This window comes from Sphaerisporangium cinnabarinum, assembly GCF_055567015.1.
The window spans coordinates 1-14934 of record NZ_JBVHRG010000010.1; the positions used below are offsets into that span (position 1 = coordinate 1).

Consider the following 14934-nt stretch of genomic DNA (forward strand, 5'->3'; position numbering starts at 1 on the left):
CTTGAACTCAGGCGGGAACTTCTTAGGCACAACGACATCCTTCCAGCAGGACCTCGTCCCGCAGATGGAGTGTCAACCGTTCCTGCAGCAGTCCCGGATGCGGTTCGAAAAGACGAACGCCGGGACCTGGTTATTTGCCCCGTTCCGTACGACGGCGCGTTCGTCGAGACGTTTTACATGGCGTGGGAGGTCGTGACCGCGTTTATCTATGCGGATGCCCAACTTCCGAAGGAAGTTGATCTTCCGCGTCCAGCTGCGCGACAGGTCGCGCGTTACCTCGCCGATCGGCGCCAATATCCCGTGGTTGACGTGATCGATGCAATGAAGAAGTTGGCGCAGCCGGAGCTTCTGAAGACCGAGACGTCATCGGCAGGGTTGGTGCAGGCCGGGGGCACTGACGCGGAACAACTCGTCGCGTCCGTGCTGGCGCCAACGCCGATCGGCCTTTCTTAGCGGCCCCAGAACTGACAACATCGCTGCGGGCAGCGGACTTGACTACGTCCTTCCGTCAAGATGCCCGGCGCAGCCGTCCGGTCCGGAACTCGTCGACGCCCGCGCGCCGCAGGATCGCGCTCGTCCAGCCGGGCAGGAGCCGCAGGCCGTCCGCGCCGGTCACGCGACGCACGTCGTCGACGGCGTACTCCACGCCGCGGCGCTCGAGGACGAACTCCCCGGCCGCCTCGACGTTGCGGACCCAGTCCACGTCGGGGCCGTAGGTGAGGGCGAACGCGACGCGCACCGGACCGGTCGGGCCGTCGCGGTAGGCGAACGCGAAGACGGGCGTGCGGTACTCGCGACCGCTGCGCCGACCGACGTGGCGGACGACGGCCATCGGCCCGACGCCCGTCGCGACGCGGAGCACGACGGGATTGAGGAAGCGCTTGTTGCTGCGGGTCACCCAGTGCGGGATCGGCATGGGCCCATCGTCACCCGGCGCGCCCCGGGACCGCGACCTATCGTGGCGGCGTGCCCACCCGACTCCTGCTGCTCAGCGACACGCACGTCCCGGTCCGCGCCCGGGCGCTCCCGGACCAGGTGTGGCGCGCGGTCGACGACGCGGACGTCGTCGTGCACGCGGGCGACTGGGTGAGCGCCGAGCTGCTCGACGCGCTGGAGGCGCGCGCGGCGCGCCTCGTCGGGGTCGCGGGGAACAACGACGGCCCCGACCTGCACGCGCGCCTGCCCGAGGTCGCGCGCACCACGGTCGAGGGGCTGCGGCTCGCCGTCGTGCACGAGACGGGCGGGAAGGACGGGCGCGAACGTCGCGCCGACGCCGCGTTCCCCGACGTGGACGTGCTCGTGTTCGGGCACAGCCACATCCCCTGGGACACGACGTCGCCGGGCGGCCTGCGTCTCCTCAACCCCGGCTCGCCGACGGACCGCCGCCGGCAGCCGGTCGGGACGTTCCTCACGGCCGTCGTCGACGACGGTGCGCTGCGGGACGTCGAGCTCGTGCCCGTCGCGCGCTGAACGACCTCACGCCGCGCCGGCGCGCGCCCGGTGCGCCGCCGGGCTCACGCCGCGCACGCGCTTGAACGCGGCGCTCAGCGCGAACGGCGTCGCGTACCCGACGGCGCGCGCGACCGAGGCGAGCGTCGCGTCCGGCTCGAGGAGGAGGTCGGCGGCCAGGTCCAGGCGCCAGCCGGTGAGGTAGCCCATCGGCGGCTCGCCGACGAGCGCCGTGAAGCGGCGCGAGAACGCGGCGCGCGACAGCCCGACCTCCCGCGCGAGCGTGTCGACGGTCCAGGCGCGCGCCGGGTCGTGGTGGACGAGCCGGAGCGCGGCCCCGACGACGGGGTCGGCGTCGGCCCGGTACCAGCCCGGCGCGTCGTCGCGCGAGAGCCAGGTGCGCAGGCACGAGATGAGGAGGAGGTCGAGGAGCCGGTCGAGCACCGCCTCCTGGCCGGGGAGGTCCTGCACGACCTCCCGCGCGAGCATCTCCACGAGCGTCCCGTCCACGTCCCCGCGGCGCAGGACCACGCGCTGGGGCAGCACGCGCAGCACCCGGCGCCCGACCTCGCCGTCGAGCGGGTACGTGCCCGTGACGATGACGGTCTCGCCGTCCGGGTCGTTGCCCCACGACCGCACGCCGAGCACGGTCATGGGGGAGGGGCCGCCGTCGACCGCGCGGCACATGTCCGACGCCGGGCCGACGACGACCTGGGGCGCGGTGGTCGGCGCGTCGGCGACGACGTAGTGGTCCGGGCCGCGCAGGAGCACGACGTCGCCCGCGCTGACGTGCTCTCCCGGGTCGGACGACGTGCCCCCGACCCCGGGCCCGACCCAGCCGGAGCCCCGCAGGACGGGCACGATCGTCAGCGGCGCCTCGTCCTCGATGCGCATGCCCCACGGCGCGCGCAGGTGGCTCCGCAGGAGGAAGGCCCCGCGGGCGCGCGGCCCGTCGAGCAGCCCGGCGACGACGTCCATCGCGCCAGCGTACGCCGCTCACCCCGCACGACGAGACGATCGCGTATGCGGGCGAGCCGGACGGCCATGGAACGTCTCGCGGTGGGCGGGTTGGGTGGGACCCGTACCGCTCCAGCCGCCGCACCTCGGGAGACACCATGACTGCCTCGACCCCGCCCACCGCCACCACCCCGACCCTGGCTCCCGCCCGCGCGGCCGCGCCCTCCGCCGCACCGGCACCCGCGTCCGGGACCGTGCTCGTGCTCGGCGCGACCGGCAAGACCGGCCGCCGGGTCGCCGACCGGCTCGACGCGGCCGGCGTCCCTGTGCGTCGGGCGTCACGCTCCGGCGACGTGCGCTTCGACTGGGACGACGACACGACGTGGGGTCCTGCGCTCGCGGGCGCCGCGGCCGTGTACGTCGCGTACGCGCCCGACCTCGCGGTGCCCGGCGCGCCGGAGACCGTGGCCCGGCTCGCGGCGCGCGCGCACGACGCCGGCGTGCACCGCCTCGTGCTGCTCTCCGGGCGCGGCGAGGAGGAGGCGCAGCGCGCGGAGGAGCTCGTCGGCGCGGCGTTCCCGGCGCGCACGGTCGTCCGGTGCGCGTTCTTCGACCAGAACTTCAGCGAGAGCTTCCTCCTCGAGCCCGTGCTCGACGGCGTCCTCGCCCTCCCGGTCGACCAGGTCGCGGAACCGTTCGTCGACCTCGAGGACGTCGCCGACGTCGCGGTCGCGGCCCTCACGGGCGACGCCCTCGCGGGCCGCGTCCTCGAGCTCACCGGGCCGCGCGCGCTGACGTTTCGCGAGGCGGTCGCGGAGATCGCCGCCGCGAGCGGGCACGACGTCCGCTACGAGCCCGTCGGCATGGACGCGTTCGTCGCGGGCCTCGCCGCGGCCGGGCTGCCCGACGACGTCGTCGACCTCATGCGGTACCTCTTCACCGAGGTGCTCGACGGGCGCGGGACCCCCGTGACCGACGGCGTCCGCGCGGCGCTCGGCCGCGAGCCGCGGGACTTCCGCGAGTTCGCGTCGCGGGAGGCAGGCGCGTGGGCCTCGGGCAGCAGCGCCGGCACCCGCACTGCGGAGACCACGCCGTGACCGCGTTCGCGGCGCTCGTCGTCGCGGCCGCCGTCGCGACGGGGCTCGCGGGCGGCGTGCTCTTCGCGTTCTCGACGTTCGTGACGGGCGGGCTGCGCCGTCTCCCGCCGGGCGAGGGCGGCGGCGCGATGGTCGCGATCAACCGCGACGCGCTCCGGCCGCCGCTGATGCTGCTGCTCGCGGCGAGCGTCCTGCTCCCGGCGGCGGCGGCCGTCGTCGGGCTCGTCACCGGCGCGGCCGGGGCGGGGTGGGCGCTCGCGGGCGCGGTCGTCGCGCTCGTCGGGATCCTCGGCGTGACGGCCGTGGGCAACGTCCCGCTCAACGAGCGCCTGGACGCCGCGGCACGCGAGGGCGACCTGGCGGCGGTGTGGGCGGCGTTCCTGCCCCGCTGGCTCGCGTGGAACCACGTGCGGACGGTGGCCGGCGCGGCGTCCACCGCGCTGCTCGCCCTCGCGCTGGTCTGAGGTGGCCGGATGCGGGCCTCGGGTCCCGCCCGGAATAGCCGCGGGCGGGACCCGGTTGCGCACGACATGAGCGACGTCACAGCGGCCGCGCCGGCCGACGAGCAGGACACCGTCCGTCGGGTCCTGGAGGGCACCGAGACCTGGGCCGTCGTCGGCCTGTCCGACAACACCGCGCGCGCGGCCTACGGGGTCGCGCGCGTGCTGCAGCAGCACGGCAAGCGCGTCGTGCCCGTGCACCCGTCGGCGGAGACCGTCCACGGCGAGCAGGGGTACGCGAGCCTCGCGGACGTCCCGTTCCCCGTCGACGTCGTCGACGTGTTCGTGCGCTCCGAGCTCGCGGGCGACGTCGCCGACCAGGCGATCGCGATCGGCGCGAAGGCGGTGTGGTTCCAGCTCGACGTGATCGACGAGGACGCCGCGCGGCGCGTGCGCGACGCCGGGCTCGACATGGTCATGGACCGCTGCCCCGCGATCGAGCTGCCCCGCCTCGCCGCGTCCGAGGAGGCCTGACGGTGCCGACGGTCGACACCGCGACGCGCTTCGGCGCACGCGCCGCGGCGCGGCTCGCCGACGAGCAGGTCGTGTGGCTCGCCACCGTGGACCCGCACGGCACGCCGCAGCCGACGCCGGTCTGGTTCCGCTGGGACGGTGCCGACGAGATCGTCGTGAAGTCCCAGCCGCGCACGGCCAAGCTGCGCAACGTCCGCGCGAACCCCCGCGTCGCGGTGCACCTCAACAGCACGGCGTCGGGCGGCGACGTCGTGGTGCTCACCGGCACGGCGTCGGTCGACGACGACGGTCTCTCGGCCGCGGAGCGCGCGGCGTACGACGCGAAGTACGACGACGGCATCCGCGGCCTCGGCACGACGCCCGACGGCTTCCACGACGACTACGCCGTGACGCTGCGCGTGCGCCTCGAACGACTGCGCGGCTTCTGAGGGTTCCTCAGACCGGGGGCTCGAACGTCAGCACCGGCCTGCCGGTGCGCGGGTGCGTGAGCACCTCGCACCGCACGCCGTAGACCGGGTCCAGCACGTCCGGCACGAGCACGTCGTGCACGTCGCCCGCCGCGACGACCCGGCCGTCCGCCAGCACGACGACGTGGTCGCACGTCTGGGCCGCGAGGTTGAGGTCGTGCAGCGCGGCGAGGACGGTGACGCCGTCGTCGGCGAGGTCGCGCAGCACGCGCATCGTGTCGAGCTGCGCGGCGATGTCGAGGTGGTTGGTCGGCTCGTCGAGCAGCAGGAGCGCGGGCTCCTGCGCGAGGGCGCGCGCGAGGTGCACGCGCTGGCGCTCGCCGCCGGAGAGCGTCGCGACCTCGCGGTCCGCGAACCCCGCCATCCCGACGCGCGCGAGCGCCGCCCGGGCGAGCTCGCGGTCGGTCGCGGAGTCGCCCGTGAGGAGCGAGCGGTGCGGGATGCGGCCGAGCAGCACCGCGTCGAGCACGGAGAGCGGGAGGTCGGTCGTCGCGTCCTGCTCGACGAGCGCGAGCACCCGGGCCCGCTGCCGGCGCGGCAGCGCGAGCAGGTCGGCGTCGTCGAACCGCACGCGGGCGCCGTCCCGGTCGGGGTCCGTCGACGGCGGCCGGACGCCCGCGAGCACGCGCAGGAGCGTGGACTTCCCGGAGCCGTTCGGGCCGAGCAGCCCGCTCACCGACCCCGCGGGCGCGGTGCAGTCGACGCCGTCGAGGATGAGGCGACCGTCGACCGACCAGGACACGCGCTCCGCGTCGAGCCCGGCCGTCCCCACGACCGCGGGGGCGCTCACGCGACCCTCCGGCCACGCCACAGCAGGAGCGCGAACACCGGGGCGCCGATCGCGGCGGTGACGATGCCGACGGGCAGCTCGCGCGGCGCGAAGACCGTGCGCGCGAGCGTGTCGGCCCAGACGAGGAACGTCGCGCCGAAGAGCGCCGAGAGCGGCAGGAGCAGCCGGTGCCGGGCGCCGGTGAGGAGCCGCACCGCGTGCGGCAGGATCAGGCCGACGAACCCGATGGACCCCGACTGGGACACGAGCGCGCCGGTGAGCAGCGCGACGCCCACGAGGAGCGTCCAGCGCACGCGCGCGACGTCGACCCCGAGCGCGGAGGCCGCGGTGTCGCCGAACGTGAAGGCGTCGAGCACCGAGCCGGTCGACGCGAGCAGCGTCCCGAGCACGAGCGTCGCGCCGCCCGCGACCGCGACCGAGGTCCACGTCGCGCCCGCGACCGAACCCATGAGCCACGACAGGATCTCGCGGTACGAGTCGCCGGTGGCCGACCAGAAGATGACGAAGCTCGTCGCGGCCGCCGCGAGCTGGCTCACCGCGAGCCCGGCGAGCACGGTCCGCGTGGGCGTGAGCGCCCCGAGCGCGCCCGCGAGCCCGAGCGCGGCGACGAGCGCGAGCACCGCGCCGCCGAACGCCGCGACCGGGAGCAGGACCGTCCAGCCCGCGACGAGCACGAGCACCGCGCCGAGCGACGCGCCGGACGACAGCCCGAGCAGGTAGGGGTCGGCGAGCGGGTTGCGCGTGAGCGACTGCATGACGACGCCGCACACGGCGAGCCCGGCCCCCACGGCCGCGGCGGTGAGCACGCGGGGGAGCCGCAGCTGCCACACCATGCCGTCCTGCAGGGCGCCGAGCGGCTCCAGGCCCAGCAGCCCGCCGAGCCCGAGGTGCGTCGCGACCGAGCGCCACACCTCGCCGACGGCGAGGTCGGCGGGCCCGATCGTCACCGTGACGAGCACCGTGGCGACGAGCGCGACGACGCCGGCCGGCACCCACCAGGCCGCGCCGCGCCGCGCGCGACCGGCCGGGCCGGTGCGGTCCGGGCGACGGTCGGCCGCGGCGGGTGCGGGCCGGGTGCGCAGGGTCGTCACAGGTCGAGCGCCTCCAGCTGCGCGGCGAGGTCGACGACGGCGTCGACGTTGCGCACGCCCGCCTCGGTCGCCGGGAACGGGATCGTCAGGTAGCGGCCCTCGCGCACGGCCGTCATCTCGGCCGTGGCCGGGTTGGACTCGAGCCGCTCGATCTTCGCCTCGGCGGTGTTCCAGGCGGCGTCGACGAGGACGAGCACGTCCGGGTCGGCGGCGACCGCCTCCTCCCACGCGTACGACGTCCAGGTGTCGTGCACGTCGCCCGCGACGTTCTCGAGCCCGACCGCGTCGAGGATCATCTGCGGCGCGCCGATGCCCGCCCCGACGTACGGGATGTCGTCGCCCGACGAGTACCACAGGGCGGTCAGCCCGCGGTCGTCGCGGACGACGCCGTCGAGCGTCGCGCGCTGCTCCGCGACGAGGTCCGCCGCGGCGTCCTGCGCGTCGAAGATCGTGCCGACCTCGGTGATCTCGGCGAACACGTCGTCGAACGTCAGCGGGTCCGGCATGTACTCCGGCGCCTTGCACGCGGCGGGGGACACGTAGGTCGCGACGCCGAGCTGCGCGAGCGTCTCGCGGTCGCCCGCGCCGTCGGCCGTGAGGTTGGACTCCCAGCCGGCGTAGACGAGGTCGGGCTCGGTCTCCAGGACCGCCTCCGCGCCCGGGACCTGGTCCGAGAGCGGCTCCGCGACCGCGGGGACGTCCGCGGCGGCGTCGGCCAGCGACTCGGGCACGGGCCCGTCGGCGAACGCGCTCGCGACGATCCGGTCGCCGAGCCCGAGCGCCAGCAGCATCTCCGTGGTGCTCGACTTGATCGTCACGACGCGCTCGGGCGCGGCGTCGAACGTCACCTCGAACCCGCAGTCGTCGAGCGTGAGCGGGTACGTGGTGCTCCCGGGCGTGCCCGACGACGTCGCGCCGCCCTCCCCGGTCGGGTCGCCTCCGGGCGTCGTGCCCGACGAGCAGGCGGCGAGCGCGAGGGCGAGGGCCGCCGCGCCGACGGCGGCGCGGACGGGTCGGCGAGGGGCAGGGGACGGCGTGAGGCGCGAGGGCACGGAGCTGCTCCGGGGGCGAGGCGGGGAGAGAGCCGGACGGCGGTCCCCGGGCGGGGACGCGGGCTCTCCAGGTCGGACGCGCCATCTCGCGTCGGGCGGACCCGCGACCCAAGGACGAGGTCGCTCCGGCGAACGATCGAGGGGTTCGCGGTCCGTCGTCCAGCCTACACACGCGACCGTGACAGAGTGTGCGTCGTGACCGAGCCGTCGAACCCGCCCGCCCCCGCCCCTGCGACCTCGCCCCTGCGCGCCGTGGTGACCGGCGCGTCGTCGGGCATCGGGGAGGCGTGCGTGCGGTTCCTGCGGGCCCGCGGCTGGGACGTCGTCGCGTTCGCGCGCCGCGCGGACCGGCTCGCCGAGGTCGCGGAGCGCACGGGCGCCCACCCCGTGGTGGGCGACGTGACCTCCGACGACGACGTCGCGCGCCTCGTCGCCGAGGCGGGGGCCCGCGGGCCCGTGCACGCGCTGCTCAACATCGCGGGCTTCGGCCTCGGCGTCGACCCCGTCGACGAGGCGAAGATCGACGAGTGGCGCGCGATGTACGAGACGAACGTGCTCGGCACCGTGCGCGTGACCCAGGCGTTCCTCCCGCTCCTGCGCGCGTCGCGCCGCGGCGACATCGTGCTCATGACGTCGACCGCGGGCCACGACACGTACGTCGGCGGCTCCGGCTACGTCGCGTCCAAGCACGCGCTGCTCGGCGTCGCGAAGACGCTCCGCCTCGAGCTCGTGGGCGAGCCGATCCGGGTCATCGAGATCGCGCCCGGCCTCGTGCACACGCCCGAGTTCTCGCTCAACCGCTACCACGGCGACCAGGCCGGGGCCGACGCCGTCTACGCGGGCGTCGTGGACCCGCTCACCGCCGACGACGTCGCGGACGTCGTGACGTTCGCCGTCACGCGCCCGCACCACGTCAACATCGACTCGCTGATCCTGCGGCCCGTCGCGCAGGCCTCCACGTACTCCCTGTGGCGCGCGCCGCTCGTCCCGAAGGGCGTGGAGCCCGTGCCCGACGCCGACCCGCCCGCCCGCTGACCCCGACCCGTCCGGGAGCGGTGCCGCTCCGAACCGACGATGGCGCTCGGGGCCGGCCCGGCGTCTACTGGACCACGGGAGGACGCGCATGACGGGGCAGCGGCAGGCAGCAGGGCACGCGGGCGGACGGGCGGCGCTCGCGGGCGTCGTCGCGGCGGCCGTCGGGTTCGCCGTCGCCGAGCTCGTCGCCGCGGTGGTCGCGCCCGGGTCGAGCCCGCTGTTCGCCGCCGGGGCGGGCGTCGTCGACGCGGTGCCGGGGCCGCTCAAGGACTGGGCCGTGGCGACCTTCGGCACCGCGGACAAGGCGGTGCTGCTCGGGGTCATGGGCGTCGTGCTCGCCGCGGGCGCGGCCCTGAGCGGCTGGCTCGAGCTGCGCCGTCCGCCGTCCGGCACGCTGCTGCTCGCCGCCGTCGGGGCGGTCGGGGCGGTCGTCGCCGCCGCCCGGCCGGGCGGGAACGTGGCCTGGGCGCTGCCGAGCCTGGTCGGCGTGGGGGTCGCCGTGCTGTTGCTGCGCGCGACGCTCCGGACGCTGCGCGGCCCGGCCGCGCTCTCCGGCTCCGACGACGCGACGACGACGCCCGGCGGCCTCGACCGCCGCCGGTTCCTCCTCGTCACGGGACTGGCCGCGGCGGCGGGCGTCGTCGCGCTCGCGACGTCGCGCGCGGTGTCCGCCGGCTCGCGAGCCGTGACGGCAGCGCGCGACGCGCTGCGGCTGCCCGCCCCCGCGACCCCGGCCCCCGCCGTCCCCGCCGGGGCGGACCTGCGCGTCCCCGGGCTCGCGCCGTACGTCACCCCGAACGCGGACTTCTACCGCATCGACACGGCGCTGCGCGTGCCCCAGGTCGACCCAGCGTCGTGGACGCTGCGCGTCTCCGGGCTCGTCGACGACCCGTTCGAGATCACGCTCGACGAGCTGCTCGCGCTCCCGCTCGTCGAGCACCACCTCACGCTCACGTGCGTGTCCAACGAGGTCGGCGGGAACCTCGTGGGCAACGCGCGGTGGCTCGGGTACCCGGTGCGCGAGCTGCTCGCGCGCGCGGGCGTGCAGGACGGCGCGGACATGGTGCTGTCCACGAGCGCCGACGGGTGGACGGCGAGCACGCCGCTCGACGCCCTCACCGACCCCGACCGGGCGAGCCTGCTCGCCGTCGGGATGAACGGCGAGGCGCTGCCGGCCGAGCACGGGTTCCCCGCCCGGCTTGTCGTGCCCGGGCTGTACGGCTACGTGTCCGCGACGAAGTGGGTCACCGAGCTCACGGTCACGACGTTCGCCGACGACGTCGCCTACTGGTCCACGCGCGGGTGGTCGGAGCGCGGGCCGATCAAGCTCGCGTCGCGCGTCGACACGCCGCGCGACGGTGCGGCCGTGGACGCGGGGGACGTCGTCGTCGCGGGCGTGGCGTGGGCCCAGCACACGGGCGTCGAGGGCGTCGAGGTGCGCGTGGACGACGGCCCGTGGCGCGCCGCGATGCTCGCCGCCACCGTCGGCCCGGACACGTGGCGGCAGTGGTCGTACGCGTGGGACGCGACGCCGGGGGAGCACCGGCTGACGGTCCGCGCCACGGACGCCGACGGGCGCACCCAGACGGCCGACGTCGCCCCGCCCGCGCCCGACGGCGCGTCGGGCTGGCACGAGGTCGCCGTCCGCGTGCGGTGAGCGGCCCGGGCGAAGGGCCGGGCGCACGGCACGACGGAGCGCCTCCGGGTCCGGGTGGTGGACCGGAGGTTGTCCCGCCGCGGACGCGCTGGCACCATGTGCTCGTGACCCCCGCGCGCCCCACGAGCAGCACGCTCGTCCTCGCGCGCCCGCGGGTCGTCTCCGCCACCTGTTGTTGAGGGCTCGCGGCGCCCTGCGCAGCCTCGACCTGGTGTCCGCGAGCAGCCTCCCGCCCCTCCCTCCCTGCGACGGGGCGTGACGGTCGCCGGTCCCGCGCCACGGCTCAGCGATGAGTCCGACGCCACGACCGGGTCTGCACCCACGGACGCCAGCCGAGCACAGGACGCGAGACCACCATGTACGTTCCCCCGCACTTCCCCCGCTACCGCCCGACCACGGTGCCGTCGTCGGCGCCCGCCCTCCCCGCCGCTCCCGCCCCGTCGGCCGCCGCCGGGCCGCCGCTCACGCTCGAGTGGCTCGTCGCGCGCGACATCGACGCCTACACCGCGCGCCGCCGGGCGGCGGCTACCATGGAGGCACAGGCGTCGACCCGGCCATCACCGGTGAGCCTCCGGAAGAACGGGAACCCCGCCGCGGGGCAGGCCTGACGGCCCGCGGCAGGTCCTCACTAGACCCGGACGGGTGGGCCCGTCACAGCCTGCGACGAGCGGTCGGCGACCGCCCGTGGTGCCCGACGCCGTCGGGCACCCGCGGGCACGGCGCCGGCAAGCGAGGTGGTACCGCGGCGAGCCCGCCCCAGGTGGGGGAGTCGTCCTCGCAGGAGAGCACGACCGACCCGTACCACCACGGCGGACACCCCGCCGACCGCTACCTCACCGGAGCCCTCGAGACCATGGCCTATCCGCTGCACCGCGCACCCTCGTCCGCCGCCGACGCGCACCCCGGAGCCGCGTTCGGCGTCCCCGCCTCCCCGGACCTGCCCGCGATCGAGCGCGAGGTCCTCGCCTACTGGGAGGCGGACGACACGTTCCGTGCCTCGGTCGAGCGCAACCCCGCCGGGGAGAACGGCAGCAACGAGTTCGTCTTCTACGACGGCCCGCCGTTCGCCAACGGCCTGCCCCACTACGGGCACCTGCTCACGGGCTACGCGAAGGACGTCGTGCCGCGCTACCAGTCGATGCGCGGCAAGCACGTCGAGCGTCGCTTCGGCTGGGACACGCACGGCCTGCCCGCCGAGCTCGAGGCGATGGACCAGCTGGGGATCAAGACCAAGGAGGAGATCCTCGAGCTGGGGATCGAGCGGTTCAACGACGCGTGCCGCGCGTCGGTGCTCAAGTACACGAGCGAGTGGCAGGACTACGTGACCCGCCAGGCGCGCTGGGTCGACTTCGAGCACGACTACAAGACGCTCGACCCGACGTTCATGGAGTCGGTCCTGTGGGCGTTCAAGCAGCTCTACGACAAGGGCCTCGTCTACGAGGGCTTCCGCGTGCTGCCCTACTGCTGGAACGACCAGACGCCGTTGTCCAACCACGAGCTGCGCATGGACGAGGACGTGTACCAGGTCCGCCAGGACCCCGCGGTGACCGTCGGCTTCCGGCTCGAGACGGGCGAGCTCGCGCTCATCTGGACCACGACGCCCTGGACGCTGCCGTCCAACCTGTTCGTCATGGTCGGGCCCGACGTCGAGTACGTCGTCGTGGAGTCGTCGTTCACGGGCGTGAAGGAGCGCTACGTCATCGCGGCGGAGCGCCTCGGCGCGTACGCGCGCGAGCTCGCCGACGAGGGCGTCGAGGACGTGACGACGCAGGTCGTGGAGCGGCTCACGGGTGCCGACCTCGTCGGGCGGTCGTACACGCCGCCGTTCTCCTACTTCGCCGGGCACGCCGGCGCGCACCGCGTCGTCGAGGCGGACTTCGTCACGACCACGGACGGCACCGGGCTCGTGCACAACGCCGGCGCGTTCGGCGAGGAGGACAAGGTCGTCTCGGACCGCGAGGGCGTCGAGCCGGTGCTGCCGGTCGCGTCCGACGGCAAGTTCGTGTTCCCCGTCGTCGACTACGAGAGCCTCCAGGTCTTCGACGCGAACGCGCTCATCATCGACCACCTCAAGGGTCGGACGCGGCACGACGCCGCGGCCGCGCAGGGGGAGGCGGCGCCGGACATGGCCCTCGGTGCCACGAGCCCGGGCACGGTGCTGCTGCGTCGCGAGTCGTACGCGCACTCCTACCCGCACTGCTGGCGCTGCCGGCAGCCGCTCATCTACATGGGCGTGTCGTCGTGGTTCGTCGCGGTGTCGAAGTTCAAGGACCGCATGGTCGAGCTCAACGAGCAGATCTCCTGGACGCCCGAGCACATCCAGCACGGCCAGTTCGGCAAGTGGCTGGAGAACGCGCGCGACTGGTCGATCACGCGCAACCGGTTCTGGGGCAGCCCGGTGCCGGTGTGGCGCTCGGACGACCCGCAGCACCCGCGCGTCGACGTGTACGGCTCGTTCGCCGAGCTCGAGCGCGACTTCGGCACGCTCCCGCGCAACGAGAAGGGCGAGCCGGACCTGCACCGCCCGTTCGTCGACCGTCTCACGCGGCCGAACCCGGACGACCCGACGGGCCGCTCGACCATGCGCCGCGTCGAGGACGTCATGGACGTCTGGTTCGACTCGGGGTCGATGCCCTACGCGCAGGTGCACTACCCGTTCGAGAACACCGACTGGTTCGAGCACCACAACCCCGGCGACTTCATCGTCGAGTACATCGGCCAGACGCGCGGCTGGTTCTACACGCTGCACGTCCTCGCGACCGCGCTGTTCGACCGCCCGGCGTTCCGCTCGGCCGTCTCGCACGGCATCGTGCTGGGCTCCGACGGCCGCAAGATGAGCAAGTCGCTGCGCAACTACCCGGACGTCAACGAGGTCTTCGACCGCGACGGCTCCGACGCGATGCGCTGGTTCCTCATGAGCTCGCCGATCCTGCGCGGCGGCAACCTCGTCGTCACCGAGGACGGGATCCGCGACGCGGTGCGCCAGGTGCTGCTGCCGCTGTGGAGCACGTACTACTTCTTCACGCTGTACGCCAACACGTCGAAGGCGCAGGCCCGGAGCGGCGGCGCGGTGCCCGACGGCGGCGGGTACGTCGCGCAGCGCGTGGCGCCCGAGCGCGTGGCCGGGCTCCCGGCGCTCGACCGCTACCTGCTCGCGCGCACCCACGACCTCGTGGTGCGCGTGACCGGGCAGCTCGACGCGTACGACATCGCGGGCGCGTGCGAGACCGTGCGCGAGCACCTCGACGTCCTGACGAACTGGTACGTGCGCACCCAGCGCGACCGGTTCTGGTCCGAGGACGCGGACGCGTTCGACACGCTGTACACGGCGCTCGAGACGCTCACGCGCGTCATGGCGCCGCTCGCCCCGCTGCTCGCGGAGGAGGTGTGGCGCGGCCTGACCGGCGGGCGCTCGGTGCACCTCACCGACTGGCCGGCGTCCACCGAGGAGGTCGGGGAGCGGCTCGTCGGCGAGGACGGCTCGTCCGCCGGGGCTGTGCGGCACGTCCCGGACGCGTCCCTCGTCGCCGACCCGGCGCTCGTCGCCGCGATGGACGAGGTGCGCGCCGTCGCGTCGGCCGCGCTCGGCCTGCGCAAGGCGCACCAGCTCCGGGTGCGCCAGCCGCTCGCGCGGCTCACGGTCGTCGTGGACGACCCGGAGGCGCTCGCGCCCTACACGGACCTGCTGGCGCGCGAGCTCAACGTCAAGGCCGTCGAGCTCGAGTCGACCGACTCGGACGCCGCGGAGCGCTTCGGCATCACGCAGCGCCTCGCGGTCAACGCGCGCGCCGCGGGCCCGCGCCTGGGCCGCGGCGTCCAGGCCGTCATCAAGGCCGCGAAGGCCGGCGCGTGGCGCGTGGACGACGCCGGGGAGGTCGTCGTGACGACGGACGACGGCGACATCGCGCTCCTGCCGGCGGAGTACGAGCTGACGACGGTGGTCGCCGACCGCGGCGTCGCTGCGGGCGAGGCGCCGAGCGTCGCCGCCGCGGTGCTCGCGAGCGGCGGGTTCGCCGTCCTCGACCTCGCGCTCGACGACGCGCTGCTCGCCGAGGGGTACGCGCGCGACGTCATCCGCGACGTGCAGGACGCGCGCAAGGCCGCCGGGCTCGACGTCGCGGACCGCATCCGGCTCTGGCTCGACGTGCCCGGCGAGTGGCTCGCGGCGGTCGAGGAGCACCGTGACCTCGTCGCGCGCGAGACGCTCGCGGTCGAGGTCGTCGTCGAGACGTCGCCGACCGACGTGCGCTCCGTGCGCGTCGAGAAGGCCGACGGCACCGTCCCGGACGCTGGCCCCGTCGAGGAGGCGAACCTGTGAGCGCCGCGCGCAAGGACCCCGGCGCCGCACGCCGGCAGAGCACGAAG

At 75.1% G+C, this 14934-nt stretch carries 15 protein-coding genes; 10 read left to right on the plus strand and 5 right to left on the minus strand.

Annotated elements, in window-relative coordinates:
- Positions 1–453 (plus strand): hypothetical protein (locus tag ACZ4MO_RS14475; RefSeq protein ID WP_499279130.1); only part of this gene is annotated, 453 nt, incomplete at its 5' end.
- Positions 454–508: 55 nt separating this feature from the next.
- Here ACZ4MO_RS14475 and ACZ4MO_RS14480 read toward each other — a convergent pair.
- A complete protein-coding gene (locus ACZ4MO_RS14480; protein ID WP_175009630.1) occupies positions 509–916 on the minus strand; it encodes a PNPOx family protein in 408 nt (135 codons plus the stop codon).
- A gap of 50 nt (positions 917–966) precedes the next feature.
- On the opposite strand from ACZ4MO_RS14480, the gene ACZ4MO_RS14485 reads away from it, so the two are divergent.
- Positions 967–1470, plus strand: a complete 504-nt coding sequence (locus ACZ4MO_RS14485; protein ID WP_175009629.1) for a YfcE family phosphodiesterase — start codon at positions 967–969, stop codon at positions 1468–1470.
- 6 nt (positions 1471–1476) lie between these two features.
- On the opposite strand, the gene ACZ4MO_RS14490 is transcribed toward ACZ4MO_RS14485, so the two are convergent.
- Positions 1477–2427, minus strand: coding sequence for a cupin domain-containing protein (locus ACZ4MO_RS14490; protein WP_175009628.1), 951 nt, complete (start codon positions 2425–2427; stop codon positions 1477–1479).
- Positions 2428–2564: 137 nt separating this feature from the next.
- On the opposite strand from ACZ4MO_RS14490, the gene ACZ4MO_RS14495 reads away from it, so the two are divergent.
- From ACZ4MO_RS14495 to ACZ4MO_RS14510, 4 genes are all read left to right on the plus strand, one after another.
- On the plus strand, positions 2565–3503 hold the full coding sequence (locus ACZ4MO_RS14495) for a Rossmann-fold NAD(P)-binding domain-containing protein (RefSeq protein ID WP_222592413.1): 939 nt from the start codon (positions 2565–2567) through the stop codon (positions 3501–3503).
- Entirely contained in the window at positions 3500–3967 is a 468-nt protein-coding gene (locus tag ACZ4MO_RS14500; protein WP_175009627.1) for an anthrone oxygenase family protein, read from the plus strand. The genes ACZ4MO_RS14495 and ACZ4MO_RS14500 overlap by 4 nt, the downstream gene beginning before the upstream one ends.
- A 66-nt stretch (positions 3968–4033) precedes the next feature.
- Complete coding sequence (locus tag ACZ4MO_RS14505; protein ID WP_209827548.1) at positions 4034–4477, plus strand: CoA-binding protein; 444 nt, start codon at positions 4034–4036, stop codon at positions 4475–4477.
- A gap of 2 nt (positions 4478–4479) precedes the next feature.
- Positions 4480–4905: a TIGR03667 family PPOX class F420-dependent oxidoreductase gene (locus ACZ4MO_RS14510; RefSeq protein WP_175009625.1), complete on the plus strand. Its 426-nt coding sequence runs from the start codon at positions 4480–4482 to the stop codon at positions 4903–4905.
- Between the two features lie 7 nt (positions 4906–4912).
- On the opposite strand, the gene ACZ4MO_RS14515 is transcribed toward ACZ4MO_RS14510, so the two are convergent.
- From ACZ4MO_RS14515 to ACZ4MO_RS14525, 3 genes are read right to left on the minus strand one after another with little or no spacing between them, the layout of a single operon-like run.
- Complete coding sequence (locus ACZ4MO_RS14515; RefSeq protein WP_499279131.1) at positions 4913–5755, minus strand: putative F420-0 ABC transporter ATP-binding protein; 843 nt, start codon at positions 5753–5755, stop codon at positions 4913–4915.
- Complete coding sequence (locus tag ACZ4MO_RS14520) at positions 5731–6825, minus strand: putative F420-0 ABC transporter permease subunit (protein ID WP_186810471.1); 1095 nt, start codon at positions 6823–6825, stop codon at positions 5731–5733. The genes ACZ4MO_RS14515 and ACZ4MO_RS14520 overlap by 25 nt, the downstream gene beginning before the upstream one ends.
- On the minus strand, positions 6822–7877 hold the full coding sequence (locus tag ACZ4MO_RS14525; protein ID WP_175009623.1) for a putative F420-0 ABC transporter substrate-binding protein: 1056 nt from the start codon (positions 7875–7877) through the stop codon (positions 6822–6824). The genes ACZ4MO_RS14520 and ACZ4MO_RS14525 overlap by 4 nt, the downstream gene beginning before the upstream one ends.
- A gap of 195 nt (positions 7878–8072) precedes the next feature.
- Here ACZ4MO_RS14525 and ACZ4MO_RS14530 point away from each other — a divergent pair, with 195 nt between their 5' ends.
- From ACZ4MO_RS14530 to ileS, 4 genes are all read left to right on the plus strand, one after another.
- Entirely contained in the window at positions 8073–8912 is an 840-nt protein-coding gene (locus ACZ4MO_RS14530; protein WP_255437333.1) for an SDR family oxidoreductase, read from the plus strand.
- Between the two features lie 88 nt (positions 8913–9000).
- Positions 9001–10569, plus strand: a complete 1569-nt coding sequence (locus tag ACZ4MO_RS14535) for a molybdopterin-dependent oxidoreductase (RefSeq protein WP_175009621.1) — start codon at positions 9001–9003, stop codon at positions 10567–10569.
- Positions 10570–10925: 356 nt separating this feature from the next.
- Positions 10926–11177, plus strand: a complete 252-nt coding sequence (locus ACZ4MO_RS14540) for a hypothetical protein (protein WP_175009620.1) — start codon at positions 10926–10928, stop codon at positions 11175–11177.
- A gap of 152 nt (positions 11178–11329) precedes the next feature.
- Positions 11330–14887 carry an isoleucine--tRNA ligase gene (gene ileS / locus ACZ4MO_RS14545; RefSeq protein ID WP_499279134.1) on the plus strand — a complete coding sequence of 1186 codons (3558 nt, stop codon included), beginning with the start codon at positions 11330–11332 and terminating at the stop codon, positions 14885–14887.
- Positions 14888–14934 lie beyond the last annotated feature (47 nt).